Origin of the sequence: Bacillus sp. ISL-35 (assembly GCF_018613355.1) — a bacterium.
Classification (GTDB): Bacteria; Bacillota; Bacilli; order Bacillales; family Cytobacillaceae; genus Mesobacillus.
In genome coordinates this window covers 55,716-79,809 of the sequence record NZ_JAGGQK010000012.1, presented here as the reverse complement: position 1 = coordinate 79,809, position 24,094 = coordinate 55,716, and the positions used below count along the sequence as shown (strand labels likewise).

Here is a 24,094-nt window from a genome sequence, read left to right as displayed (position 1 = left end):
GCCAGTTTGGAAAAATCATACAAAGGGTACGAAAGACCCAGAAACTTCTTTTGAAAAAGTCCGTATTACATGACATAGAATTTGAATATTTGGAGGAAACCAAATGGGATTAGTATTGTTTGTGCTCGTGATAGCGGCAATCGGAAGCATATGGTACGGCTGCAGTGCCCTTCAATATAAACTATCAAGTCAACCAACACCCTCTGTCGGGTGGAAAATATTCGGCAACATCTTGTTGCTGGTACTCGGCCCCATTGCGGTGGTAGCCTTCTCGCTCTTCCTTATGACTCAGTTCGATATAGTATCAGACCAGACTGGCCAGGGAATTGGCTGGTTATATGTCATCTATTTCATGCTGCAAACCATCGTCATACCGGCAAAAGTCATCTATTTACCCGTTTTCCACTTTATCGTGAAAAAGAAAAGGGGAAATAAGGGAGTACCAGTAGATCACTAAGGAGAGATAAGAGTTATGAAAAACAAAAAGTTCTCCCGTTTTGAGAATCTTTATTTTTTCGCCGTATTTGCCTTTGCTTTTATCTATTTATACTCGGTCCAAGAGAATGGCATCATTGATTTTGGAGAGCAATTCTATCAGCTTATGTTCTTAGGATTCCTGTTTTTTATCGGGTTCGTTTTAACAACAATCAAATATACGGCCAAAGAAGGCAAGGTCAATAAAAAAGCCGTGATCATAACCATTGCATTCTTTCTCCTATTTGTTCTTTTGAGGGTTTTGTTGAGCGTAGTTTAAAGTTATATAGTTTCTTAGACTACTACTTTAACGGGGGTGAGAAAAATGTCCAGGAGGTTAATGGAAATCATAGCAGCTATATCTGGCACCATCACTTTAATTGGCTCAATAATCTGGGTTATAACTGCCGCGGACGAAAACGGTGTTGTTCATTTTGAAGGAAACGAAATGTATGTTTATACCTTTCTTGTTTTGGGATTGATTGGAATGGTAACCGGGTCGATTGCCTTGAAGGCTACAAATGAAAAAGGTGACAAAATAAACAAAAAGACATTGATATCAGGGGTGATTTTTGCTGCGATATTTTTAGTGTGGAGGCTTTCAGTCACATTATAAGGAGTCTTATTCAGTTCCGGCATTTGCTTGAAGATAGCATATTTATGATGAGAAGGTGATTGTATGTCCAAAAAAGTACTCAGTTATATTTCCGGGATTACCGTTTTAGTTACTATACCAACTTTTTTTATTTGGGCTTATTTTGCTAAGGATGAAAATGGAAAAGTACAGCTGGAGGGAAATGAACTTATCGCTTACATCTTTTTAGCGCTTTCCCTATTGGCGGTGACAACGGGTTCAATTGCTTTGAGGGCAACGAATGAAAATAGCAAAAAGGTCAGTAAAAGTACCATAATCTCTGGGTTGGCTGTGGCCGTCATCTTTGTTCTGTGGAGACTGTCATTATCTAGGTAACGGAAAGAGAGGTGAGGTTATTGAAGAAAAAGACTTTAACAACCATTTCTTACTTATACAACATTTTAGTTTTCGGAAGTTTTTTTATCTGGGGGTTTTCCGTTCAAAACGATGAGGGATTAGTGTATCCGAGTGAACATAAATTGCCTTTAACGATATTCATCACTTTGATGATTATAGGTATGGTGTTAGCCGCAGTGAATCTTAGCAGTGTAAAGGGGAAAGGTGATTCAATTAACCGGAAATCATGGATTGCCGGAATTGTCATTGTCCTATTATTTATTGTTTTGAAAGCAGCTTCCACGTTAAGGTGATGAGGCAATGAAATGTACGCCATTATTTTCTTGGTACTTGCCAGTTTAATTACCGGTGCTATTTCCTTAAGAGCAAGCATTGAAAAGGGCGACAAAATCAGCAGGAAGGCTGTGCTTTCGGGCTTGGCCGTGGCAGGAATTATTTTTTTGTGGAGACTGTCGGTTACCATGTAAAGGAAGATAAGGGTGAAATAAATGAAGAAAAAGACTTTAACAGCCATTTCCTACATATACAGCATTTTAGTTTTCGGAAGTTTTTGTATATGGGGATATCTTGTGGAAAAAGAAGAGGGAGTGATCGACCCGACAAAACATGAGATGCCTCTTATTCTATTTATTGGCCTCATGTTAATAGCTGTGGTTTTGGCGGGAGTTGATTTTACTAGTGTAAAAGAAAAGGGCAGCAAAATAACCAGGAAAGCTGTATTGACAGGTATAGTAATGGGCTTACTCGTTATTGCCTGGAGTGTTGTAAGGTCTTTAGACTAATTAAAATAAGCAGGTGATGGTGTGTCAAAGAAGGTGTTGACTTACATAACAGGAATCATCATTTCTATTACGTTAATTGGCGCTTTTATATGGATTTTCACTGTTGATGCAGATGCAGATGGAAATATTCCCTACGAAGGAAATGAAACTTACTTTTACTTGTTCCTGGGTTTATCTATAACTGGATTGATAACGGGATCAATTAGTTTAAAAGCCACGAATGAAAAAGGCGATAAGATTAGTAAAAAGACTCTCCTTTCTGGATTGGCATTTGCTGTGATGTTTTTTCTGTGGAGACTGTCGGTTTCGTTGTAGATGTGTAGTCAGGTCATCGAATAAAAACCATTAATAAAATTAAGCAGGTGATTGGTATGTCCAAGAAGGTGTTGACTTATATAACAGCAATAATCATTCCTGTTACTCTAATTAGCGGCATTATATGGGCTTTCAATGCAGCAGATGCAGATGGAACTATTCATTTGGAGGGCAATGAAACCTATGCCTACTTATTCCTGGGTTTATCTATAACTGGATTGATAACAGGCTCGATAGCTTTAAAGGCTACGAATGAAAAAGGGGATAAAATCAGTAAAAAGACCATACTTTCTGGATTGGCACTTGCGGCGATATTTTTTCTGTGGAGGCTGTCGGTTGCATTGTAGATGTTTGGGAGAGGGCGCCTTCTGCCCTGTCGCAATGAATCTGGCGTATAGAAAAATATTCCTATACAATAATGGTATTGAAGTGTAAATGTGGTGATTTAGTTGTTAAAGCTTTTATTGATTGAGGATGATGCGTCGTTGTTCAATGAGATCCGGGACCGTCTTACGCAATGGTCTTATGAGGTGTATGGAGTTACGGATTTCGGTGATGTGATGAGTGATTTTAGCAAAATCAAGCCTGATCTGGTGATCATCGATATCCAGCTGCCGAGGTTTGATGGCTTTCATTGGTGCCGGATGATTCGGTCCCATTCAAATGTGCCGATTATTTTTCTTTCTTCGCGTGACCACCCAACCGACATGGTCATGTCGATGCAGATGGGGGCGGATGATTTTGTCCAGAAGCCGTTCCATTTTGATGTGCTGATTGCGAAAATCCAGGCAATCCTTCGCCGTGCCTATAATTATAATACGACTCAGAACCAGTTGAAAACATGGTGCCGGGCGACGATTGATTATGATAAGAATACGGTTGAAAATGAAAATGGCCGAATCGAATTGACGAAGAATGAAATATTTATCTTAAAGCTGCTGATTGAGCAGAAAAACAGAATTGTCAGCCGTGATGAGGTGATGAACAGCCTTTGGGATGATAAGCGGTTCATCAGCGACAACACGCTGACGGTCAACGTCAATCGACTGCGGAAAAAACTGGATGAAATCGGGCTTGGCCATAAAATTGAAACGAAGGTCGGGCAGGGATATATGGCTGTTGAAGAGGATCATGGATGATGATTACTACATATCTAAAGGAACGGCGGAGCTGGATCCTGTTATTCTTGCTGCTTCAGTTCCTCGCTGTTTTCATCGCTTATATCGATTCGGCCGTATCACTCACGTCGATTCTTTATTATGTCTTTCTATCACTCATTATTTTTGTGATTTTTTTAGCGATGCGCTATCAAAAGGAAATGAGATTTTATCAGGAGCTAGAAGAAGCGGAAGATCTTCTTGATTTTTCAAACAAAGAATTCCTCAGTCCTGTTGAAAGGATGGCAGCTGAAAGCATCACCCATCATTTCGAAGGGCTGAGAAAAAAAGTTTCCGAGAATGAGCGGATGCTGGACGAAGAAAAGGATGAATTGCTTTCCTGGATCCATGAGGTGAAAACGCCGCTGACGGCTTTGAGCTTGATGATTGACCGGCTTGAGGATCAGATGCTGAAAAAAGAAATAACCTATGAGTGGCTGCGGATCCACCTTTTACTGGATCAGCAGCTGCATCAAAGACGGATTCCGTTCATGGAAAATGACTTGTATATTGAGCGTATCGATTTGGAACACGTGATTTTCGGCGAGGTCAAAACGCTTCAGTCGTGGTGCATCCAAAAGGGCATAGGTTTTGATATCGACCTGAAATACTCGGAAGTCATGACCGATGCCAAATGGCTTGCGTTTATCATCAGGCAGCTGCTGACGAATGCCGTGAAATACAGCGAAAGATCTGATATTCAGGTAAGAAGCGATCAGCAGAACGGGCAAACCATACTCGAAGTTGCCGACACAGGCAGGGGAATTGATTCCAGGGATCTCCCGCGCATTTTTGAAAAGGGATTTACCTCAACAGCTCATCATCAGGACAATGCAGCAACGGGAATGGGCTTATATCTGGCAAGAAAAGCAGCGGACTCACTGAAAATCAAGATTGATGTGGAATCAGCGCCAGGCAAAGGAAGTACGTTCAAGCTAACTTTCCCTAAGAGCAATGATTTTGTCCGGATAACAGGCATGTGACAAAAATGTCACATGCCTTTGTTGATTTGTTACCTGAATCGAAGGAAGGAAAACAGGCAGGATTTTATAATGAATCTATCATAGAAAGGATGTGTGAACATGATTTTATTGGAAGCGGCCAAACTTCATAAAACATATGGAAACAAGTTCAATAAACAGGAAGTGCTGAAAGGGCTCGACCTGAAAATTTTCAAAGGGGAGTTCGTGAGCATCATGGGTGCCTCTGGATCAGGGAAAACGACTCTGCTGAATGTCCTTTCCTCTATCGATAAGGTAACCACTGGTTCAATCAAGATTGAAGGGAACGAGATTACCGGAATGAAGGAAAAGCAGCTGGCAGAATTCCGCAAGGAGCACCTGGGCTTTTTGTTCCAAGATTACAATTTGCTCGATACGCTGACGGTGAAGGAAAATATCCTTTTGCCACTTTCCGTTAGCAAGACGCCCAAGAAGGAAGCGGATCAACGGTTTGAAGCGATTGCAGCAGAACTTGGAATTCTGGAGTTGAAGAGTAAATATCCAAATGAGATTTCCGGTGGGCAAAAGCAGCGTACGTCCGCTGCACGAGCTTTCATCCATGACCCGAGCATCATTTTTGCAGATGAACCGACAGGCGCACTCGATTCAAAATCGGCTTCAGACCTTTTGAATAAACTGAGTGATTTGAATCAGAAGCGGCAGGCGACGATTCTGATGGTCACTCATGATCCAGTTGCGGCAAGCTACTGCGGCCGGGTTATTTTTATAAAGGATGGTCTTATCTATACGGAACTGAATAAAGGTGACCAGACGAGACAGGAATTTTTCAAGGACATCATGAAAACCCAGAGCGTATTGGGCGGTGTGCATCATGAGCGTTAATCAGCTGATACTTCGTAATTTGAAGAAGAACCTTAAAAATTACTATTTGTATGTTTTTGCCTTGATGTTCAGTGTCGCCCTTTATTTCGCCTTCGTTACCCTTCAATATGACCCGTCCATGCATGAAACGAAGGGTTCGATTAAAGGCGGGGCGGCTATTAAATCGGCATCTGTTCTGCTCGTAGGCATTGTGGCGATTTTTCTCACCTACGCCAATAATATTTTTATCAAAAGGAGAAGCAAGGAGATCGGCTTATTCCAGCTGGTCGGGATGACAAAGGGCAAAATTTTTCGGATCCTGAGTGTCGAAAACTTCCTCCTATATTACGGCTCCTTGTTGGCGGGCGTTTTCCTCGGATTTTCGGTATCCAAGTTAATCATCATGATTTTGTTCAAAATCACCCAGGTTGAAGGGATTGCTAAGCTCCATTTTTCCGGAATAGCCCTACTGCAGACACTGATCGTCTTTTCGGTCATCTATGTATTGATGCTGCTGTTGAACTTTCTTTTCATCAAACGGCAAAGCATTCTATCCCTGTTCAGGGTCGTTTCAAATGCTGAAGGCCGGGCAAAAAAGATCTCTTTTTGGGAGATGTTGATTGGCATTCTTGGCATTACACTGATTGGGATCGGGTATTATGTGTCATCCAAGCTGTTCGAAGGGGACTTCACAACCGTGAACGAACTCTTTTTCGCAATGGTGTTCATTTTAGCGTCGGTCATCATCGGGACGTATCTGTTTTACAAAGGATCTGTCAGCTTCGTTGCCAATCTCATCCGGAAAAGGAAAGATGGGTATTTAAATATTAATGAAGTGCTGTCGTTATCCTCCATCATGTTCAGGATGAAGTCGAATGCGTTGGTGTTAACGATCATCACGACGGTATCTGCCCTCGCGATTGGCTTATTATCCTTAAGCTATATCTCCTACTACTCGGCAGAGCAGACGGCAAAAAATAATGTTCCCGAAAACTTTGCTTTTGTCGATATGGACTCCGCTGCTGATTTTATGAAGAAATTGGAGTCGAAAGATATCGGGTATACGGAGAAAAGGATTGAGGTTCTGCATGCGGTGATGAACGCAGAAGAAATCATTGGACTGAAAATGGATGGATACACCCAGGATCCTAAATCAATGGGCGTTTCGGTCATTAGCGAAAAGTCTGAAGGGCAAAGGGAAGTGGATGAGGGAGAAGCCTATTTGACAGGCTACAATGATATCATGATGAAATTTCTCTCTATGAAAGATTCAGGACCGATCGAGATCATCGGTAAAAATCATGCCATTCCTCTACAATATTTTGGAATGGAAAAGGAATTTCCGATTTCCCGGTATTTCGGCGGTTCACCTGTGGCTGTTGTCGATGAGTCCGTGTTCGCGAAATTAAAGGGTGATTTGGACCCTTCCATCCAAAGAGGCTCTTCATTGTATATTGGAATTGATATTAAAAACGAGAATGATTTAGTGAAAGCGAATGGCCTGTTCAATGAAAATAAGTACCAGGAAAAGGATGGGACCGAATCCCGCCTGGACAATGAAAATATCCAAAAGAAACAGATGGGTCTCATTATGTTCATTGTCGGTTTCCTCGGGCTGACCTTCCTCGTCACGTCTGGATGCATCCTTTATTTTAAACAAATGGATCAGACAGAAGACGAAAAACCGAATTATACAATTTTAAGAAAGCTCGGTTTTACCCAGGGAGATTTACTAAAAGGAATCCAGGCGAAACAGGCATTCAATTTCGGCATCCCATTAGCAATCGGCCTGCTGCACAGCTACTTCGCCGTCAAATCCGGCTGGTTCTTTTTCGGAACAGAACTGTGGTGGCCAATGCTGATTGTCATGGGGCTATACACAGCCTTGTATTCGATTTTCGCGGTACTTTCTGTAGTTCATTCTAAGAAAGTCATTCGGGAATCTCTTTAACAAAAGCGCAGGAGCTTACCCTGCGCTTTTATTGTTTTTTCGTTAATTACTCTTCATCATAAAACTCCATATGTTTCATTTCGTTTTTGTAGTAATCAAGCCGATCCTCCAATGAACCGGTATGGAATTCGAACTTGTGGCCATCAGGATCTGTAAAGTAAATGGACTTCTTATCCCTTTCGTCTCTAGTACGGCCTGGAAGGATGTTTACGCCCAATTTCACCAGTTTTTCATATACCTCCTCAAACTCCGCCTCGGCTATTGTAAAGGCAATATGAGTATAAGAGTGATGGATTTCATTCCGCGGTATATCTGCTTCGGTGTTCAAAGCGATCCATATACCATTCAAGTCAAAATAGGCGGTAGTCCGCCCCTTCACCAGCAGCCTGGCATTAAAAACCTTTTGATAAAATTCAATTGAGGTCTCCAGATTGGCCACTGAAAAGAGCAAATGATTCAAACCTTGGACATGCATACGATCACCTCGCTTTCCTATTAGTGTTCTATGATTAGTGATGTTTTTCCTTTTTAGGATGATTGCGTGTTTTCAACAGGGCTGGGTTCAGAAGGCTTTGAACTAGTGGGAATTGAAAAATGAATCCTGTACTTACGTAGAGACCAAGACTACTAAAGAGTTCGATTCGCGCCTTTTTGCAAATCATCGGTCTTGATATACCTGATGTTATAATTGCTGAAAAGAGAATTCATTTTTAAGGAAACCGAAAGTGCTGCTTCTTCGCACTGCAAAAATGGTGCACGGATTGTCGGATGCCTGGTTTCAGATCCTGTTATTGTTAATGAGGAAGGAGGTCGTGACATGGATATGCTCAAGAGTATGAATGAAGCCATGAAATATATCGAGGAGAATCTGGCCGAAGAAATTGATTTCAAGGAAGTAGCCAGGTGTGCCTATTGTTCGGAATATCATTTTAAAAGAATGTTCTCTTTTCTTGCTGGTGTTTCACTTTCTGAATACATTAGGCGGAGGAAGCTGACGTTAGCGGCATTCGAGCTGGAGGATGGGAATGTCAAAGTGATCGATGTGGCCATGAAGTATGGTTATCGATCACCGGATTCTTTTACAAGGGCGTTCCAAAGTTTGCATGGGATCACTCCATCGGAAGCAAGGATACCCGGTCATTCTTTAAAAGCATACCCACCCATGACCTTCCAGTTATCAATACAGGGAGGTTCTGAAATGAATTATCGAATCGTCGAAAAAGATGCATTTCTCATTGTTGGAATCAAGAAAAGGGTGCCGCTGATTTACCATGGTGTAAATCCGGAAATCGCTAAGATGTGGCAGAGTTTGGATATGGAAAAGATACAGATTATGAAGGCGCTGTCGGATATAGAGCCGATGGGCTTGGTCAGTGCATCCACGAATTTTTCCGAAGGGCGTATGGAAGGGAAAGGGGAACTGGACCATTATATTGGCGCTGCTACAACGAAGGAGTGTCCGGCCCATTTTGACTCGCTGGAAGTTGTATCTTCAACATGGGCGGTTTTCGAGGCGGTTGGCCCTTTTCCTGAAACACTTCAAAATGTGTGGGGCAGAATCTATTCCGAGTGGTTCCCATCCTCAGCCTATGAACAAGTGGAAGGACCGGAAATTCTCTGGAATGAGCAAAAAGATGTGACTTCTCCTCAGTTCCGGAGCGAGATATGGATTCCTGTAAAAAGAAAGTAACGGAACACTTTCATATTGACAGAATGCCAGGGCATGAATTATATTGTTAGTAATTAATTGAATAGTTCTCCTAAAGGGGAGTAGCTTTTACAGCAGAGTCGTCATTTCGGAGGTATGATATCTCCCGGCTTTGTTGGCAACGTTGATGTTGTTAGCAAGACCTTTACCGTTTCGGTAAAGGTCTTTTTTGTTGTCATTAGACCTTTGCCATGTCTGGCAAGGGTCTTTTTCTATTTTACAGGCAGCAGACGGACAGGAGCTTTCAATGATATGAATCTATTGAAAAGGAGCTGTTGAGGGTGAAAAAGAAAAAAGTGACTTTTGAAGAATTGCTGAATGCTAACAGGCGTGAGCTATTGGAGGATGAAAAGCAGATGAAAAAAATCGAGGAGCGGATTGAAAAGAGACGTATGGGTCAAACAAAACTGATGGTAAAGGGGGAAATATAATTGGAACTGACAATGTTATTCGAGTACGGATGGGTATTGCTGCTTTTAGTGGCCTTGGAAGGATTGCTCGCAGCTGATAATGCATTAGTATTGGCGATCATGGTCAAGCATCTGCCGGAAGAGGAGCGGAAAAAGGCACTATTCTATGGTCTGGCTGGAGCGTTTGTATTCCGGTTTGCTTCATTGTTCATCATTTCTTTCCTGGTCGATGTGTGGCAGGTGCAGGCAATTGGCGCGCTATACCTGTTATTCATCGCAATCAATCATATCGTCAGGAAGCTCTATTTTAAGAAGGTGGAAGACGTTTTAGATGCTGAGGAGAAAAAGAAATCCGGTTTCTGGGCGACCGTTTTTAAGGTTGAGCTGGCGGATATCGCCTTTGCGGTTGACTCGATCCTTGCGGCTGTAGCGCTGGCGATGACCCTGCCGAACACAAACCTGCCGGAGATTGGCGGAATGGATGGCGGCAAGTTCCTGGTTATTTTTGCAGGCGGATTGATCGGCTTGATCATCATGCGTTTCGCTGCAAACCTGTTTGTGAAACTGCTCCAGTCCCGTCCAGGTCTTGAGATTGCCGCTTTTGCGATTGTCGGCTGGGTAGGCGTCAAGCTGACTGTATTGACGCTCGGACATCCTGATATTGGAGTCCTGTCCTACGATTTCGCCCATTCCGTTGAGTGGAAGCTGTTCTTCTATACTGTCCTTGTTGGGATTGCAGCAGCTGGGTGGTTTATGACGAAGGATAAGGAAGAAAAGCAGGTTGTCTAAATATGGCAGGGGAATTTAAAGTGTCATTGCAAAGGATATAGATGTGCATCTTTTTATAGTGAATTGGCTATTCCAATGAGGATTGAAGACAGTTTGGCTGAAATGCTTCGAATGCCATGTTATTTCAATCTTTGTGATACAATCATGGAAAAGATAAATTTGGAGGTCGATCCCTTTTGGGAACCGAGATAGTCGTGTTATTGATCCTGATTGTCCTGAATGCATTTTTTGCGGCATCAGAGATTGCGTTAATATCTTTAAATGATAATAAAATCAAACTGATGGCAGAAAGCGGAGATAAAAAGGCGAAAATGCTGGATAATTTAACCTCAGAACCAAGCCGATTTTTGGCGACCATCCAGATTGGCATCACGCTGGCAGGTTTCCTGGCGAGTGCATTCGCTGCCGAAAGCTTTGCGGGAAGGATGGCTGCATTATTAAACGAATTGGGCGTACCGCTTTCTCAAAGCATGCTTGAATTGGTTTCTGTCATCACGATTACTTTGATGTTGTCGTATTTTACCCTCGTATTGGGAGAATTGGTTCCAAAGCGGCTTGCGCTTCAAAAAGCAGAACCGATTGCCATGTTCGCCGCTGCACCTTTAACGATCTTATCCAAGGTATCGTCACCATTCGTAAAGTTACTGACACTGTCCACTAATGGAATTGTCAGGCTGTTCGGCGTCGATCCTAATGCCGATGAAGAGAATGTGACAGAGGAAGAAATCAGGATGATGGTGGATGTCGGCAGAGAAAAAGGAACGATACAGGATTCAGAAAAAATGATGATCAACAATATTTTCGAATTCGATAATAAGACGGTCTCTGACATCATGACCCACCGAACCAATATTGTCGCGCTATCAGCTGACACGAGTCTGAAAGAGACTGTGCAAATTGTCAATCGTGAAAAGTACACGAGAATGCCTGTCTATGAAGGGAGCATTGATCAAATCATTGGTATCCTTCATACGAAGGACTTAATTCCATTCATTGAATGCGCTGACCAGGAAGAGTTTGACCTAAGAGGCATGCTCCGGGAACCAAGTTTTATCCTGGAATCAATGAGGCTAGATCAGTTATTCAAGGTTATGCAGAAGAGCAATATCCATATGGCGGTTGCCATTGATGAATATGGTGGGACCGATGGGATTGTGACAATCGAGGACCTGATTGAGGAAATCGTCGGCAATATTTTCGATGAGTATGATGAACCGGAACTTGATATCGCCGAGATTGAACAGGTTGATACCAACCAATATTCAATGGATGGTACCCTCAATCTATATGAGGTGGAGGAAGTTTTAAAGGTAGAACTTCCCAGTGAAGACTATGATACATTGAGCAGATTTGTACTCGGCCAGCTTGGATTTATCCCGGGACAGGATGAACGGCCAGAGGTGGAATATAAGGATATTGTGTTTTCTGTTGCCGAAATGGATGACAGAAGGATTGCCCGTGTTAATGTACGTATAAAAGATTCTGCCGAAATATCAGAATAGTATCGGATCTGCTGCCTGATTTGGCTTTGTCTGAACAAGTAAAGGATATTTGAACAGCAGGCACAGGGGATTTCATCTCCTGTGCTTTTATCTGTTTACACCAATCTGCACTGCTTAATGAAGGCAGATTCCTTCTAATCATTCAGCCCAGCGTTTCCAGTTCGCGGTATTAATGTGGATTTTCGCGGATCTTAACTCGCGGAATTAATTGGAAAACTACACGGTCTGAAAAGGAATTTCGTGTTTTTTTGTTGAATTCTATCCTAACTGGAAGGTAAGATGGTTCTTTTTTACATGAATGGAGGAATTCTCGTGATTTATGATGCACCAAACAGGACAATTACTACCCATCGACTGGTGCTGAGGCTATTTCAGGAGTCGGATGCACCGGCTGTCGCCAGGCTTTGCAATAATTATAATCTTTATAAAAGCACGCTGAACCTGCCATATCCTTACTCGGTTGAGGATGCTTTGGTGTGGATGGCAGCCCACCAGGAGCATTTTGATGCTGAGCGGTTATATGAGTTTGCTGTAACGGACAGGGAAAGTGGAGAGTTATATGGAGCGGTGGCCTTGTCCAATATCCAGAAGTACAGCAACGGGGAGATCGCTTATTGGATCGGAGAAGAATACTGGGGAAAAGGGTATGCGACGGAGGCTGCCAGGGCCGTGATCGATTTTGCGTTTGAAGTAAAGGGTTACCACAAGGTGTATGCTCGCTATTTTCAGTCGAATCCGGCTTCCGGAAAAGTCATGCAAAAGTTGGGCATGATGAAAGAAGGCATTTTACTTGAACAGGTAAAGAAAGAGGGTCGATTTGAAGACCTAGTCTGTTATGGAATCATCAAGTGAATTACAAAAAGGGAGTGAGGGGATGAAAGAAAGGTTACAAGGTTTTGCGATCATTGGTGCTTTACTCATTTTGGCAGGAGGATTTTTGACTTTTAAAAGTGTGTCATTTGGCATATCGCTGGCAGACTCCTGGCTGGCTGATCGTGGCGGGGCCGATACCGACTATTATCACATCATTGTAAAAAGTTATATTAATTCCTTCTTGGTTGGCGGGGGAATCATGCTGGGATTTGGGCTAGTGTTGACTAGTTTAGCAGCTTACAAACTCATGAAAATAATCGAGAGCTGAAGCGTGGATATACTCCGTGCTTCTTTTTTGTGCATCAGCCCTGTGATTTACTGCCTTGCCCTTTAGTATGGTAAAATGTCATGCAAAGAGTTTTAAAGGAGGAAGGAAGAATTGAAAAAGCTGCCTATTAATGAAAACGGTTTGAATGCTTCGCAGCTTGTTTTTGGCTGCATGGGTCTTGGCGGGGGCTGGGATCGCAGTCCAATCGAGCCGGGGCATGTGAAACAGGCACATGAAGCAGTGGAAGCGGCGTTAGAGTCAGGAATCAATATGTTTGACCATGCGGATATTTATACATTGGGAAAAGCAGAGACGGTTTTCGGACAGGTGTTAAAAGAAAAGCCGGGACTTCGCGAAGAAATCATCATCCAGTCTAAGTGCGGCATACGATTTGGTGATCAGGAATCAGGCTTGCCCACAAGGTACGACTTTTCAAAATCCTACATACTCGACAGTGTCGATGGCATCCTTTCGAGGCTGGGCATCGACTACCTGGACATCCTGTTGCTGCACCGTCCCGATCCATTGATGGAACCGGCTGAGGTAGGGGAAGCCTTTCATCAGCTAAAAGCTTCAGGCAAGGTGCGTTCATTCGGCGTTTCCAATATGAGCGCGGGTCAAATCCGTTTGCTGCAGAAGCACACCGATGAAAAAATCATCGTCAACCAGCTGGAAATGAGTCTCAATAAAATCGGCTGGCTTGATACCGGCGTCCATGTGAACCAGGAAGCTGCACGCCAGAACACATTCCCAGAAGGAACTTTAGAGTTTATGCAGATGGAGGGCATCCAGATTCAATCATGGGGTTCCCTTGCGAAGGGCCTCTATACTGGGAAGAATATCGATGGTGAAAGCGAAAGTGTCAAGCAGACTGCGGCGATGGTGCAAAAGCTAGCCGAAGAGAAGCAAACCACACCAGAAGCAATCGTGCTCGCCTGGCTGATGAGACATCCAGCCGCCATCCAGCCTGTCATCGGCACCGTGAATCCAGCTCGGATCAAGGCATGCGGAGACGCAGTCAACATCAACCTCAGCCGTGACGAATGGTATTCATTGTATGTGAGCTCACGCGGAGTGAATTTGCCATAACTAGCAATAATTGCAGGGACGGCCTTCGTGCTGTCCCTGTTTTTGTTGAGGAAAGACACCCTTATTAGAGAGTGAGGAACTGTATAAGGGTACATTTAGCTAAGAAAGCTACCCTTATGAGAGAGAAAAGAGCAACATAAGGGCACCATTATCCAGGAAAGATACCCTTATGAGAGAGAAAAGAGCAGCATAAGGGTACTATTAACCAAGAAAAATACCCTTATGAGAGAGAAAAGAGCAGCATAAGGGTACTATTAACCAAGAAAGATACCCTTATGAGAGAGAAAAGAGCAGCATAAGGGCACCATTATCCAGGAAAGCTACCCTTATGAGAGAGAAAAGAGCAACATAAGGGTACCATTAACCAAGAAAGATACCCTTATGAGAGAGAGAAGAGCAACATAAGGGTACCATTATCCAGGAAAGATACCCTTATGAGAGAGAGAAGAGCAACATAAGGGTACTATTAACCAAGAAAGATCCCCTTATGAGAGAGAAAAGAGCAGCATAAGGGTACTATTAACCAAGAAAGATACCCTTATGAGAGAGAAAAGAGCATCATAAGGGCACTATAAGCCCGGAAAGATACCCTTATGAGAGAGAGAAGAGCACCATAAGGGCACTATAAGCCCGGAAAGATACCCTTATGAGAGAGAGAAGAGCAACATAAGAGCACCATTATCCAGGAAAGATACCCTTATGAGAGAGAAAAGAGCAGCATAAGGGTACTATAAGCCCGGAAAGATACCCTTATGAGAGAGAGAAGAGCACCATAAGGGCACTATAGGCCCGGAAAGATACCCTTATGAGAGAGAAAAGAGCAGCATAAGGGTACCATTAACCAGGAAAGATACCCTTATGAGAGAGAAAAGAGCAACATAAGGGTACCATTAACCAAGAAGATACCTTTATGCGAGAAAAGAGTACAAATTACGATACTTATCATTGTGACGCCGATCATTCGTCCAATCCATCATCCATATCTCCTCATAAAAAAACAGAGGGAACTGCTCCCTCTGCCTAAAATCACTTTATATATAACTCTCTGAACTCATCTTCCAAAATGCTCATTTTTATACAGTCATGGTATTTATGATTGTAGTAGAGATAGTCCCGCTGGATGCCTTCTTGCTTGAATCCCAGTTTTTCGTATACGTGAATGCCACGGGCGTTGTAAGAGAATACCTCCAGCTCAATTCGGTGCATGTTCAAAATGCCAAAACCGTAATCCAGCATGAGCGGCATTGCTTCACTTCCATAGCCTTTCCCCTGGAACTTGCTTTCGATCGCAATCCGGATGTTGCAATTTCGGTTGATTGGATCAATATCCTGCAAGGCAATGTCACCGATGACCTCATCCGTGTCCTTCAGGCAGATGAACAAAAGGACAGTGGATGAATCCTGAGATTTTCCGTCAATGTAGCGGTGAATTCCTTCTTTGGTAAAAGCCCGGGTTGTGCCTGTGAGCCTCCTGACTTCAGGATCAAATAATTGTTGGAAATACGTCTCCGTATCCTCAAGACTGAGCGGCCTTAAATACACCCTGTCGCTAATTAGCAGCCTGACAGGCTTTGTTTCGATTTTCATATGAGAACCTCCGATTAATATAAATAATCATCTCTAGATGTAGTTGTAATTTCTACAGGGATGCCGCCAATTCCTTTTTTACTCGTCACGCGTTCTTGGGTTTGTCGAGTAATTAGCAAACTATTGATAACATCGGGGCTTTGTCTTGGTAAAAATAAACTAAGCTCTGCATGATCAGCCCTCGTATCAAATCCCTTTATAACTAATCCTTATTGTTAATCATTAAAAACATTAAATTTTCTTATTACGAAAACAGAAATATAATAATGTCAGGAGGTGTTAAATTATGGATTATATCATTCTCTTTTTTATTGGTATTTTAGCGACTACAATCGGAACTTTGGCGGGGGGAGGAGGTTTGATCAGTTTGCCTTCGATGCTCGTTTTGGGAATTCCGGTGCACTCGGCGATTGCAGCGAATAAGGTTTCGAATACGATCAGTTCCTTCTCAAGCTTCCTCCATCTATACAGGGAAAAGAAAATCACTTTCAAGGAGTCCTTCTGGATTATTCCGATCAGTCTTGGCGGCGGTGTGACCGGCGGGTTCATTGCATCAAAAATATCAAGTGAAAATATGTATATTGTAGCTCTCGGCCTGCTGATTTTTGCCTTCTTTGCCTCTTTTTTAGGGAAAGGGAGCATGGAAGGTGACCAGGCGCTGAAGCCTTCTGGTAAAAGTGTCCCGGGGTTATATGCGATCGGTATTTATGACGGGCTTTTCGGACCGGGACAGGGGACGTTAATGCTTTATTTGTTTGGCTATTTGAACATCGCTTATATCCGTGCGGTCGGATATGTCCGGCTTGCCACGTTTTCAAGCTGTTTTGGTGCAGCCATCACCTATATCTCAACAGGAGCGGTGATCTGGCCAGTGACCATCGCCTTGATGCTTGGTTCAGTGACAGGAGCGCAGATTGGCGTCAGGATTGCCAGCAAACTGAAACCCCACTATGTAAAACCAATACTGCGGGTGATGACAGTAGCGCTAGTCGTTCAGATCTTTTTAGAAAAAGTGGTGTGAAAAAGCATCCCTCCCTTCGCATCTTTTTCTGTGTTAGGATATAAATATGGTATTTTAATCCATTTATGGAAGAGGGGGAGAGTCATGTCTTCTGAAGTATTATCAATTACGGGTTTGACTAAATCATATGGCAGCAAAGAAGTACTTAAAGGCATAGATTTAAAGGTTAATAGAGGCGAAATCATTGGATATATCGGGCCGAATGGTGCGGGCAAAAGTACGACGGTGAAGCTGATGCTCGGCCTTGAGGAAGGCTATTCGGGCAGAATCGAGATTCTTGGGGAGGATATTGCCGGGCAGGATGCTGGCTACAAACGGAGAATCGGCTATATTCCCGAGACGTCGGAAATGTATGATTCGCTTACGGCTCAGGAATATTTGACGTTTGTTGCCGAGCTGTATGGAATGGATTATGACGATGCGGACCGGAAAGCGGAGCAGCTGTTTGATGTGTTCGGGCTGGGGGATGTCTACCATTCGAGGATTTCTTCTTTTTCGAAGGGGATGCGACAGAAGACGCTGATTGTTTCGAATTTTTTACATAATCCTGATTTGCTGTTCCTGGATGAGCCGTTGACGGGGCTTGATGCGAACAGTGTGATGGTGTTCAAGGAGATTCTTGCCCGGTTTGCGGCTGAAGGCAAGACGATTTTCTACTCGTCTCATATTATGGATGTCGTCGAGAAAATCAGCAACCGGATTGTCTTGCTGCACGGGGGGCAGATCGTTGCGAATGGCAGTTTTGAAGAGTTGAAGACTCAGAGCAAAGAGGGCTCGCTTGAGAATATTTTCAACCAGATGACCGGGTTCCATGAACATGAGGACCGCGCCTCTGAATTTGTATCCATTGTCAGGGAGGGGTGACGATGGAGAACTTTTTCATTTTAAGGATGCTGGATTTGTTCAAGCCTTTCTTTTTAAAAATGGACGTTGACTACAAAACGATGCGGCGGATTCTCCAGGTCAAGCTGACGATGGACCAGCGCCGGAAGCCGACGGTGTTCAACCAGTCCAGGAAGAAGAAGGATAAGTCCGAGAAGAACGAATTCTTCAAATCATTATGGATTTATGGCTTGTTTGGGCTGATGCTGATTCCGTTTTTATTTTTACAAGATAATTATCTGTTTCAAGTGTCCATCTTGTTCAGCATTTTCATGTTCATCATCATGACGACACTGATTTCCGATTTTTCATCGGTCCTGCTGGATTTGCGCGATAAAAGCGTGCTCGGCACGAAACCGGTGCATTCGAAGACGGTGAGCATGGCAAAATTGCTGCATGTGACGATTTACATGCTGTATATTACCATGGCAACCGCGCTGATTCCTTTGGTTGTCAGCCTGTTCGTCAAGGGGCCGTTGTTCACCTTGCTGCTGCTACTTTCATTTGTGCTGGCAGACATCTTCATCATCGCGTTTACGGCCCTGCTGTACCTGTTCATATTGCGATACTTTGATGGGGAAAAGCTTAAGGACATCATCAATTATGTCCAAATAGCCCTGTCAGTTGGCGTGATGATTGGCTATCAAGTGGTGGCGCGTTCGTTTGAACTTGTGAACCTTGATTATCGGCTTGATTTTGCCTGGTGGCAGCTGCTGCTTCCGCCGATGTGGTTTGGTGGCCTGTTCGATGTGCTGCTTGGGGGCAGCAGAAGTGTCGGGAATATCGTCCTGACGATTTTAGCCGTGTTTGGGCCAGTTTTGTCCATCCTCGTTTATGTGAAAATGATCCCGGACTTCGAACGCAATCTGCAAAAACTTACGGCCCAGACTGGTAAGAAAAAAGCAGACAGCAAGTGGAAGCTGTTCCGTTCGATGCCGATGCTGGTTTCCAAAGAGGAGCTGCCGTTTTTCCGCTTCGCCAGGATCATGATGAAAAATGAGCGCGATTTCAAGCTGAAGGTGTATCCTTCACTCGGATTTGCAGTGGTGATTCCGTTCGTGTTCATGTTCAACAGCTATTCGATGATGACTTTCGAGGAATTCAGGGCGAGCGGCTATTATTTGACCGTCTATTCCATCATGCTTGTCATCCCGACTTCAGTCATGATGCTCGCGCATTCTGGCTCCTATAAAGGAGGCTGGATCTATCGGGTCGCTCCTGTGGAAAATCCTGCGATCATTAATAAAGCATCATTGAAAGCATTTTTGTTCCAGCTGTTCCTGCCATTATTCCTGCTCGTGTCGGTTATGTTCAGTTTCCTGTTCGGGCTGAGAATTGCAGACGACCTTGCTGCCGTACTATTGGCTGCATTGATCTACACAGCGCTGTGCTTTTTATCAGGAGAAAAGGAACTCGCCTTTTCCCAGCCATTTGACGCCGTAAAGCAGAGCGGAGATATTACGGTATTCCTCCTTTTTCTCATCATCCCGGTCTTTGCAGGATTGCACTACTTAGCAATGAAGCTGCCTTTTGGGGTTGTTGGGTATGCGGTTTTGCTGCTGATTGTCAATTTGGTGTTGTGGAAGAGGATGAGGTAAGGAAGGGAAGTATATGTGAAGCACAGGGACGTACCCTGTGCTTCATTTTTCGCTATAAGAGCACTTTTTAATATATTGTGTGCAAAACTCGAGATGGCGGAACCGCCCCTATGTCACATGGAACACCCATTTTATCTACTCCTGTGCTCAAAAAATCATCCCGCGCATATATTTATAGTTAACCGACTTTTAAAATACAGCGAGGTGATAACATCATGTTTTCCGTTACGGGAATGCAGGGGTTTGAGTTGTTTTCTGCTGAGCATCTGGTTACTTTGGGACTGTTCTTTGCTATCTGTTTTGGACTGGTGCTGTTCAGAAGGCAGATCAGGCCGCATAAAAATGTTTTGAAATGGACCATTTTCTGGACTTTGGTTGCGTGCCAGTTAACACATCAATCCTGGCTGATTCTGACCGGCCAGTGGCAAATCAGTGATCTTCCTCTGCATCTGTGTTCGATGAGTTCGTTTTTGGCGATGTATATCTTTTTGAGGAAGAATGTAAAAGCTTTTTATGTGCTCTATTTTATCGGCTCCCTGCCTGCGATTCTGGCGATGGTGACGCCTGAAATGATCTATACATTTCCTCATATAGATTTTATCGAGTATTTCCTCAACCACTCGGCCATCCCGATTGCCGTATTGTATTTCATCGTGTATGAAGGCTACAGAGTCCCCCGCAAAGCCATTCTATTTTCTTATCTTGTTGTGAACATCGTTGCCGTTCCCATCTTCACTTTCAACTTCCTGTTTGACACGAACTTCTTCTACCTGGCCAGCCCAACTGAATCGAAAACCATCCTATCCTTTTTCGGCAGAGGCATTATGTACTACCTGAATCTAGAAGTGGCCGCTTTAATTGTGTTCAGCCTTTCCTATATCCCGATGTGGCAGCTGATCAAAAAGGAGAATCGCAAACGATTGGTTGGCTTGTATCATAAGTAGAGTGAGTTATTTCCAGATTAGCAAATCTTTGCGGTTGCCTTTAAAATGTGAATAAAATCGTATCAATTGAGACGGATCATACAAGATCCGTCTCTTTTTCATGGTTGCTGGTGTAGCATTCAAAAAATGAAGTAATTGGTCGGTAATAAAAGTTTAGTGAGTGGAAAGGAATTAGCTCTTTTTTATAGAAAAATACTGACATAAGTGAGCACAAATAGACCGGATGGCTGAATGGAATCTTGATAGGATGTTTTTAAGGGAGTGAGTGGTATGGCGTGGATTGAAGCTTTACAAAAGGCAATTGACTTTATGGAGGAGCATCTGCTCGAGGAAATCACGGTGGAGGAGATTGCCAAACAGGCGAGTTCATCTCCGTTTCATTTTCAGAGGACATTTGCCATTTTGACGGACATTTCTGTTGGCGAGTATATCAGGCGCAGGCGTTTGACGCTGGCGGCCGGTGAACTATGCAGCAGTGACGCGAAAATTATCGACCTTGCGCTGAAATATGGCTACGACACTCCTGAAGCTTTTACGAAGGCTTTCCGCAGGCAGCACGGCATTTCGCCGAGTGAAGCGCGGAAATATACCGGAAAGCTGAAATCATATAGCCGCCTGGGAATCCAGGTGAGTTTGAAGGGAGCGGAACCAATGCAGTACAGAGTGTTGGAACAAGAAGGTTTTGAAGTGATTGGGATCAAACAGGGATTTTCTTATGAAAAGGGGGAAAATCTCGCTGGGATTCCGAAGATGTGGGAGAAAGCGAACCAGGATGGAACAAGTGATTTTTTGTTGTGTAAAAACAACGGGCCGGTAAAAGGTATTCTTGGCGTCTGTGTGGACCAGGGCAAAGTTCAGGAAAAGCAGATGGATTACTGGGTTGGTGCTGCCTATGACGGTGAAACACCTGAAGGCTATTTGAAAATGGAGATTCCTGCGTCCAAGTGGGCGATCTTCGAAGTCCACGGCCCGATGCCAGACGCGATGCAAAACGTATGGAAGCAAATCTTCACAGAATGGTTCCCATCAAGTGGATACCAGCATGCAGGTACCCCGGATCTGGAAGTTTATACAGCAGGGAATTCGGCTGGTCTCAATTACTATTCAGAGATCTGGATACCGGTAAAATAGCTTATTCTGATTATTAATCAAACGTTTGATTAAATGAAAAGCTCTCTATTTTAAAAGAAACCATTCATTCTGAGCGAGCATAATAGAAAAATGGCGCAGGTATTCCTGACGCCATTTTTCTATTGTGCCGGCTTTTGTTTTCAAAAGGGAATAATTAGCATTTTAACTATCATATAAATGACAGGCAGGAATACACTTTACCGGATCTGTTCGGTGAAAAGTGATTCCATAATTGGATTGAACTTGGTTGGCTTGGATTCCACCTGATTGGTTGGAGACATAGGAACAATTTCCAAATAAAATAGGATTTATAAATACGCAACAAATGGGAGAGCTTTTGATGTTAGAAGCATTTATTCATGGATTTATACTGGCACTTGGATTGATTCTGCCACTTGGTGTCCAAAATGTTTTTATCTTTAATCAAGGGGCGTTACAGCCAAGGTATCGGAATGTACTGCCAGCTGTCATAACAGCTTCTTTATGTGATACCCTGTTAATTTCGGTATCTGTTTTAGGAGTATCCTTGCTGATTCTGGGTTCATTTTGGTTTAAAGTTATTTTAGTCGGCGGAGGAATGATCTTTTTAGTCTATATGGGATGGTCCACCTGGAACAGTCAACCTAATAATGAAAAAGCTTCGATTGCAAAGGGATTTTCTATTAAGAAACAAATATTATTTGCAGCTTCTGTTTCGTTACTGAACCCACATGCCATCATGGACACTGTTGGGGTAATTGGCACAAGCTCCATCCGATATCAGGGGGAAGAAAAAATAATCTTTGCGATTACAGCGATTTTGGTCTCATGGATTTGGTTTTTTGCCATTTCCTTTATTGGGAGGCTCACTGGAAAAATTGATAAGTCCGGAAATATCCTGCTGGTTCTGAATAAGATATCAGCCTTGGTCATGTGGGCAGCGGCAGGTTATCTGTTTTTATCTTTTAACCTATAAAACAAGTGAAACAAAAAAACACAAAAATGGCGTGCAAAAACTGAAGTCAGTTTTCACGCCATTTCTATGTCATTATCAAGAGATGCACCTAAAACAGAACGATGGGTCAGTTTATTTCGTGAATTGGGTCCTGGGTAACTTTGGCTGGATAAATCGTCTCAGGGTCGTGCCTTTCCTGCAGTCTCGCGGGCAGGCTTTGGATTGATTGGACGACGGAATCTAACTTGGCTTCAATCCGGTGAAGCAAGTACAGTGTCACGACAATCGGGAACCCCACATCGCTGATGAACGGAATCAGCTGCTCCATTTGCGATTCCTCCTTTCTTGAGTAGTTATAACAAGAGCCGGTCCCATTATAAGACCGGCTCAGGCTTTATTAGATCAGTTCATAATCGGTTACGTTGCGTTCGACGACACGTGCACTGTCAACGGCAACAAGAGTGCCGGACATTGGCCGGAACGCGTTAGAAGCGATGATCTGCTCCATTGCCAGCTTGACTGCAGCTGGATCGACCGGCTCTGTTGGGTTATCAACCGTCAGCTTGGCAAATTTGCCAAGATCGGTAGCGAATTGCAACTCCAGAGTTTTAGCCATGTGTTTCACCTCCTATAGATTGATAGAATGCCCAGATTAGATGATATCGAAGCTGTCGTTACGCTCCACAGAGCTTAACGAGTTTGCGCTCAGGCCGCCAAGAGCCACAGCCGCTTGCTGTACCTGATCAGGAGTCGCTTCCTTACTCACATAGCGGTACGTCTTGCCCTTGAAGATCGGTTCGCCCTTTTCATCAAGACCAGCCTCGAACACAAGCCTCATATTCGAATCTTTCAAGATCGCCATTGCCATCTGCCTCACCTCCTTTCACCTTCTATATACAGGCGAGGAGGGGGAAAGGACAGGGCGGGGTGATATTTTTAGAAAATAGGTAGATTAATTGATTGCTATCGGACAAAACGGAAGAAGAGGAAGGAGAAAGTATCCGATAGAAGGGCTGTATTGGACAAAACGGAAGAAGAGGAAGGAGAATGTGTCCGATAGAAGGACTGTATCGGACAAATCTGGAGAAGAAGAAGGGAAAAGTGTCCGATAGAAGGGCTGTATCGGACAAACCGGGAGGAGAAGAAGGAAAAAGTGTCAGAATGACTGTATCGGACAAATCTGGAGAAGAAGAAGGAGAAAGTGTCCGATAGAAGGACTGTATCGGACGAAACGGGAGGAGAAGAAGGAAAAAGTGTCCGATAGAAGGGCTCTAAAGGACAAACCTGGAGGAGAAGAAGGGAAAAGTGTCCGATAGAAGGGCTGTATCGGACAAAACGGAAGAGAATGAAGTGGAATGTGTCCGATAGAACGACTCTAGTGAATCAGCCCAGCGGTATATAAGGAAAAGCCCAAACTTCATTTAGTTCAGTCATAAATAAAAGCATTCCTGCCCACGAAAATCAGGAATGCTTTCTCATCTCATGTTATAATAGCGCCTCGGCAATCAGCTTATCGAACTTCCGGATGTCGACGCCTTTTTTGAGGTTGACCTTGATATGTCCGGCCCTTGTCCATAGTTCCACTTCGGCGTTCACATCAAATAGGCTGCCGGCGTTTTCGGTGGACCACATGTTGATGGAAGAGTAAGGCAGGGAGTAGATTTCGACTTTTTTGCCGGTAAGGCCCTGGGCGTCCCTGACGATCAATCGCTTGTTGGTGAAAATCGCGCTGTCGCGAATGGTTTTATAGGCAGCGACTGCTCTTTCCCCTTCTACTAAAAGCTCATCCACATCGTTTGGAATCGGGCATTCAGAGATGAATGTCCATGCTAAAATTGCTTGAGTTGCGACCATTTCGATAACCT

33 protein-coding genes are annotated in these 24,094 nt (G+C 43.6%); 27 read left to right on the top strand and 6 right to left on the bottom strand.

The annotated features are described in order from the left end of the window. Positions 1-103 precede the first annotated feature (103 nt). The 13 genes from J7E38_RS16910 to J7E38_RS16850 all read left to right on the top strand — a co-directional run bounded on the left by J7E38_RS16910 (position 104) and on the right by J7E38_RS16850 (position 7,493). The gene (locus J7E38_RS16910; protein ID WP_214705056.1) at positions 104-457 is read left to right on the top strand and encodes a hypothetical protein; all 354 of its coding nucleotides are present in this window, start codon (positions 104-106) and stop codon (positions 455-457) included. 15 nt (positions 458-472) lie between these two features. Beyond that, entirely contained in the window at positions 473-754 is a 282-nt protein-coding gene (locus J7E38_RS16905) for a hypothetical protein (RefSeq protein WP_214705057.1), read from the top strand. Between the two features lie 45 nt (positions 755-799). Then, complete coding sequence (locus J7E38_RS16900; protein WP_214705058.1) at positions 800-1,090, top strand: hypothetical protein; 291 nt, start codon at positions 800-802, stop codon at positions 1,088-1,090. A gap of 63 nt (positions 1,091-1,153) precedes the next feature. Then, positions 1,154-1,444, top strand: a complete 291-nt coding sequence (locus tag J7E38_RS16895; protein ID WP_214705059.1) for a hypothetical protein — start codon at positions 1,154-1,156, stop codon at positions 1,442-1,444. 20 nt (positions 1,445-1,464) lie between these two features. Next, entirely contained in the window at positions 1,465-1,758 is a 294-nt protein-coding gene (locus tag J7E38_RS16890) for a hypothetical protein (protein WP_214705060.1), read from the top strand. Between the two features lie 12 nt (positions 1,759-1,770). Then, the gene (locus J7E38_RS16885; RefSeq protein ID WP_214705061.1) at positions 1,771-1,932 is read left to right on the top strand and encodes a hypothetical protein; all 162 of its coding nucleotides are present in this window, start codon (positions 1,771-1,773) and stop codon (positions 1,930-1,932) included. A gap of 21 nt (positions 1,933-1,953) precedes the next feature. Beyond that, positions 1,954-2,247, top strand: a complete 294-nt coding sequence (locus J7E38_RS16880) for a hypothetical protein (RefSeq protein ID WP_214705062.1) — start codon at positions 1,954-1,956, stop codon at positions 2,245-2,247. A 21-nt stretch (positions 2,248-2,268) separates the two neighbouring features. Then, positions 2,269-2,562 (top strand): hypothetical protein, encoded by a 294-nt coding sequence (locus J7E38_RS16875; RefSeq protein ID WP_214705063.1) that lies wholly within the window; start codon positions 2,269-2,271, stop codon positions 2,560-2,562. Positions 2,563-2,618: 56 nt separating this feature from the next. Then, the gene (locus J7E38_RS16870; RefSeq protein WP_214705064.1) at positions 2,619-2,909 is read left to right on the top strand and encodes a hypothetical protein; all 291 of its coding nucleotides are present in this window, start codon (positions 2,619-2,621) and stop codon (positions 2,907-2,909) included. 102 nt (positions 2,910-3,011) lie between these two features. Next, positions 3,012-3,701, top strand: a complete 690-nt coding sequence (locus tag J7E38_RS16865) for a response regulator transcription factor (protein WP_214705065.1) — start codon at positions 3,012-3,014, stop codon at positions 3,699-3,701. Further along, complete coding sequence (locus J7E38_RS16860; protein ID WP_214705133.1) at positions 3,701-4,702, top strand: sensor histidine kinase; 1,002 nt, start codon at positions 3,701-3,703, stop codon at positions 4,700-4,702. Before J7E38_RS16865 ends, J7E38_RS16860 begins: the two co-directional genes overlap by 1 nt. Before the next feature lie 99 nt (positions 4,703-4,801). Beyond that, the gene (locus tag J7E38_RS16855) at positions 4,802-5,563 is read left to right on the top strand and encodes an ABC transporter ATP-binding protein (RefSeq protein ID WP_214705066.1); all 762 of its coding nucleotides are present in this window, start codon (positions 4,802-4,804) and stop codon (positions 5,561-5,563) included. Next, positions 5,553-7,493 (top strand): FtsX-like permease family protein, encoded by a 1,941-nt coding sequence (locus J7E38_RS16850; protein ID WP_214705067.1) that lies wholly within the window; start codon positions 5,553-5,555, stop codon positions 7,491-7,493. The genes J7E38_RS16855 and J7E38_RS16850 overlap by 11 nt, the downstream gene beginning before the upstream one ends. 46 nt (positions 7,494-7,539) lie before the next feature. Here J7E38_RS16850 and fosM read toward each other — a convergent pair whose 3' ends face one another. After that, a complete protein-coding gene (fosM, locus tag J7E38_RS16845) occupies positions 7,540-7,968 on the bottom strand; it encodes a FosM family fosfomycin resistance protein (RefSeq protein WP_214705068.1) in 429 nt (142 codons plus the stop codon). A 342-nt stretch (positions 7,969-8,310) separates the two neighbouring features. Here fosM and J7E38_RS16840 point away from each other — a divergent pair, with 342 nt between their 5' ends. From J7E38_RS16840 to J7E38_RS16810, 7 genes are all read left to right on the top strand, one after another. After that, on the top strand, positions 8,311-9,183 hold the full coding sequence (locus J7E38_RS16840; protein WP_214705069.1) for an AraC family transcriptional regulator: 873 nt from the start codon (positions 8,311-8,313) through the stop codon (positions 9,181-9,183). A gap of 299 nt (positions 9,184-9,482) precedes the next feature. Next, the gene (locus tag J7E38_RS16835; protein ID WP_214705070.1) at positions 9,483-9,632 is read left to right on the top strand and encodes an FbpB family small basic protein; all 150 of its coding nucleotides are present in this window, start codon (positions 9,483-9,485) and stop codon (positions 9,630-9,632) included. A gap of 12 nt (positions 9,633-9,644) precedes the next feature. Further along, positions 9,645-10,400, top strand: a complete 756-nt coding sequence (locus J7E38_RS16830) for a TerC family protein (protein ID WP_483297183.1) — start codon at positions 9,645-9,647, stop codon at positions 10,398-10,400. A 176-nt stretch (positions 10,401-10,576) separates the two neighbouring features. After that, a complete protein-coding gene (locus J7E38_RS16825; RefSeq protein ID WP_214705072.1) occupies positions 10,577-11,902 on the top strand; it encodes a hemolysin family protein in 1,326 nt (441 codons plus the stop codon). Between the two features lie 312 nt (positions 11,903-12,214). After that, the gene (locus tag J7E38_RS16820; RefSeq protein ID WP_214705073.1) at positions 12,215-12,754 is read left to right on the top strand and encodes a GNAT family N-acetyltransferase; all 540 of its coding nucleotides are present in this window, start codon (positions 12,215-12,217) and stop codon (positions 12,752-12,754) included. Between the two features lie 22 nt (positions 12,755-12,776). Continuing rightward, a complete protein-coding gene (locus tag J7E38_RS16815; protein ID WP_214705074.1) occupies positions 12,777-13,043 on the top strand; it encodes a hypothetical protein in 267 nt (88 codons plus the stop codon). 111 nt (positions 13,044-13,154) lie between these two features. Then, a complete protein-coding gene (locus tag J7E38_RS16810; protein WP_214705075.1) occupies positions 13,155-14,132 on the top strand; it encodes an aldo/keto reductase in 978 nt (325 codons plus the stop codon). 1,026 nt (positions 14,133-15,158) lie between these two features. Here J7E38_RS16810 and J7E38_RS16805 read toward each other — a convergent pair. Further along, positions 15,159-15,719, bottom strand: coding sequence for a GNAT family N-acetyltransferase (locus tag J7E38_RS16805; protein WP_214705076.1), 561 nt, complete (start codon positions 15,717-15,719; stop codon positions 15,159-15,161). 286 nt (positions 15,720-16,005) lie between these two features. On the opposite strand from J7E38_RS16805, the gene J7E38_RS16800 reads away from it, so the two are divergent. The 6 genes from J7E38_RS16800 to J7E38_RS16775 all read left to right on the top strand — a co-directional run bounded on the left by J7E38_RS16800 (position 16,006) and on the right by J7E38_RS16775 (position 22,250). Then, entirely contained in the window at positions 16,006-16,740 is a 735-nt protein-coding gene (locus J7E38_RS16800; RefSeq protein WP_214705077.1) for a sulfite exporter TauE/SafE family protein, read from the top strand. An 84-nt stretch (positions 16,741-16,824) separates the two neighbouring features. After that, positions 16,825-17,604, top strand: coding sequence for an ABC transporter ATP-binding protein (locus tag J7E38_RS16795; RefSeq protein ID WP_214705078.1), 780 nt, complete (start codon positions 16,825-16,827; stop codon positions 17,602-17,604). 2 nt (positions 17,605-17,606) lie between these two features. Further along, a complete protein-coding gene (locus J7E38_RS16790) occupies positions 17,607-19,220 on the top strand; it encodes a hypothetical protein (RefSeq protein ID WP_214705079.1) in 1,614 nt (537 codons plus the stop codon). 215 nt (positions 19,221-19,435) lie between these two features. Further along, positions 19,436-20,164 carry a YwaF family protein gene (locus tag J7E38_RS16785; protein WP_214705080.1) on the top strand — a complete coding sequence of 243 codons (729 nt, stop codon included), beginning with the start codon at positions 19,436-19,438 and terminating at the stop codon, positions 20,162-20,164. 270 nt (positions 20,165-20,434) lie between these two features. Continuing rightward, positions 20,435-21,295: an AraC family transcriptional regulator gene (locus J7E38_RS16780; RefSeq protein ID WP_214705081.1), complete on the top strand. Its 861-nt coding sequence runs from the start codon at positions 20,435-20,437 to the stop codon at positions 21,293-21,295. 340 nt (positions 21,296-21,635) lie between these two features. Next, positions 21,636-22,250, top strand: coding sequence for a LysE/ArgO family amino acid transporter (locus J7E38_RS16775; RefSeq protein WP_214705082.1), 615 nt, complete (start codon positions 21,636-21,638; stop codon positions 22,248-22,250). A 106-nt stretch (positions 22,251-22,356) separates the two neighbouring features. On the opposite strand, the gene J7E38_RS16770 is transcribed toward J7E38_RS16775, so the two are convergent. The 3 genes from J7E38_RS16770 to J7E38_RS16760 all read right to left on the bottom strand — a co-directional run bounded on the left by J7E38_RS16770 (position 22,357) and on the right by J7E38_RS16760 (position 23,097). Beyond that, the gene (locus tag J7E38_RS16770) at positions 22,357-22,557 is read right to left on the bottom strand and encodes a YvrJ family protein (protein WP_214705083.1); all 201 of its coding nucleotides are present in this window, start codon (positions 22,555-22,557) and stop codon (positions 22,357-22,359) included. Between the two features lie 69 nt (positions 22,558-22,626). After that, on the bottom strand, positions 22,627-22,845 hold the full coding sequence (locus J7E38_RS16765) for a DUF2922 domain-containing protein (RefSeq protein WP_214705084.1): 219 nt from the start codon (positions 22,843-22,845) through the stop codon (positions 22,627-22,629). Positions 22,846-22,881: 36 nt separating this feature from the next. After that, on the bottom strand, positions 22,882-23,097 hold the full coding sequence (locus J7E38_RS16760; protein WP_214705085.1) for a DUF1659 domain-containing protein: 216 nt from the start codon (positions 23,095-23,097) through the stop codon (positions 22,882-22,884). Positions 23,098-23,276: 179 nt separating this feature from the next. Here J7E38_RS16760 and J7E38_RS16755 point away from each other — a divergent pair, with 179 nt between their 5' ends. After that, positions 23,277-23,441, top strand: coding sequence for a hypothetical protein (locus J7E38_RS16755; protein ID WP_214705086.1), 165 nt, complete (start codon positions 23,277-23,279; stop codon positions 23,439-23,441). A 273-nt stretch (positions 23,442-23,714) separates the two neighbouring features. Here J7E38_RS16755 and J7E38_RS16750 read toward each other — a convergent pair whose 3' ends face one another. Further along, positions 23,715-24,083, bottom strand: a complete 369-nt coding sequence (locus J7E38_RS16750) for a PH domain-containing protein (RefSeq protein WP_214705087.1) — start codon at positions 24,081-24,083, stop codon at positions 23,715-23,717. Between the last annotated feature and the right edge of the window lie 11 nt (positions 24,084-24,094).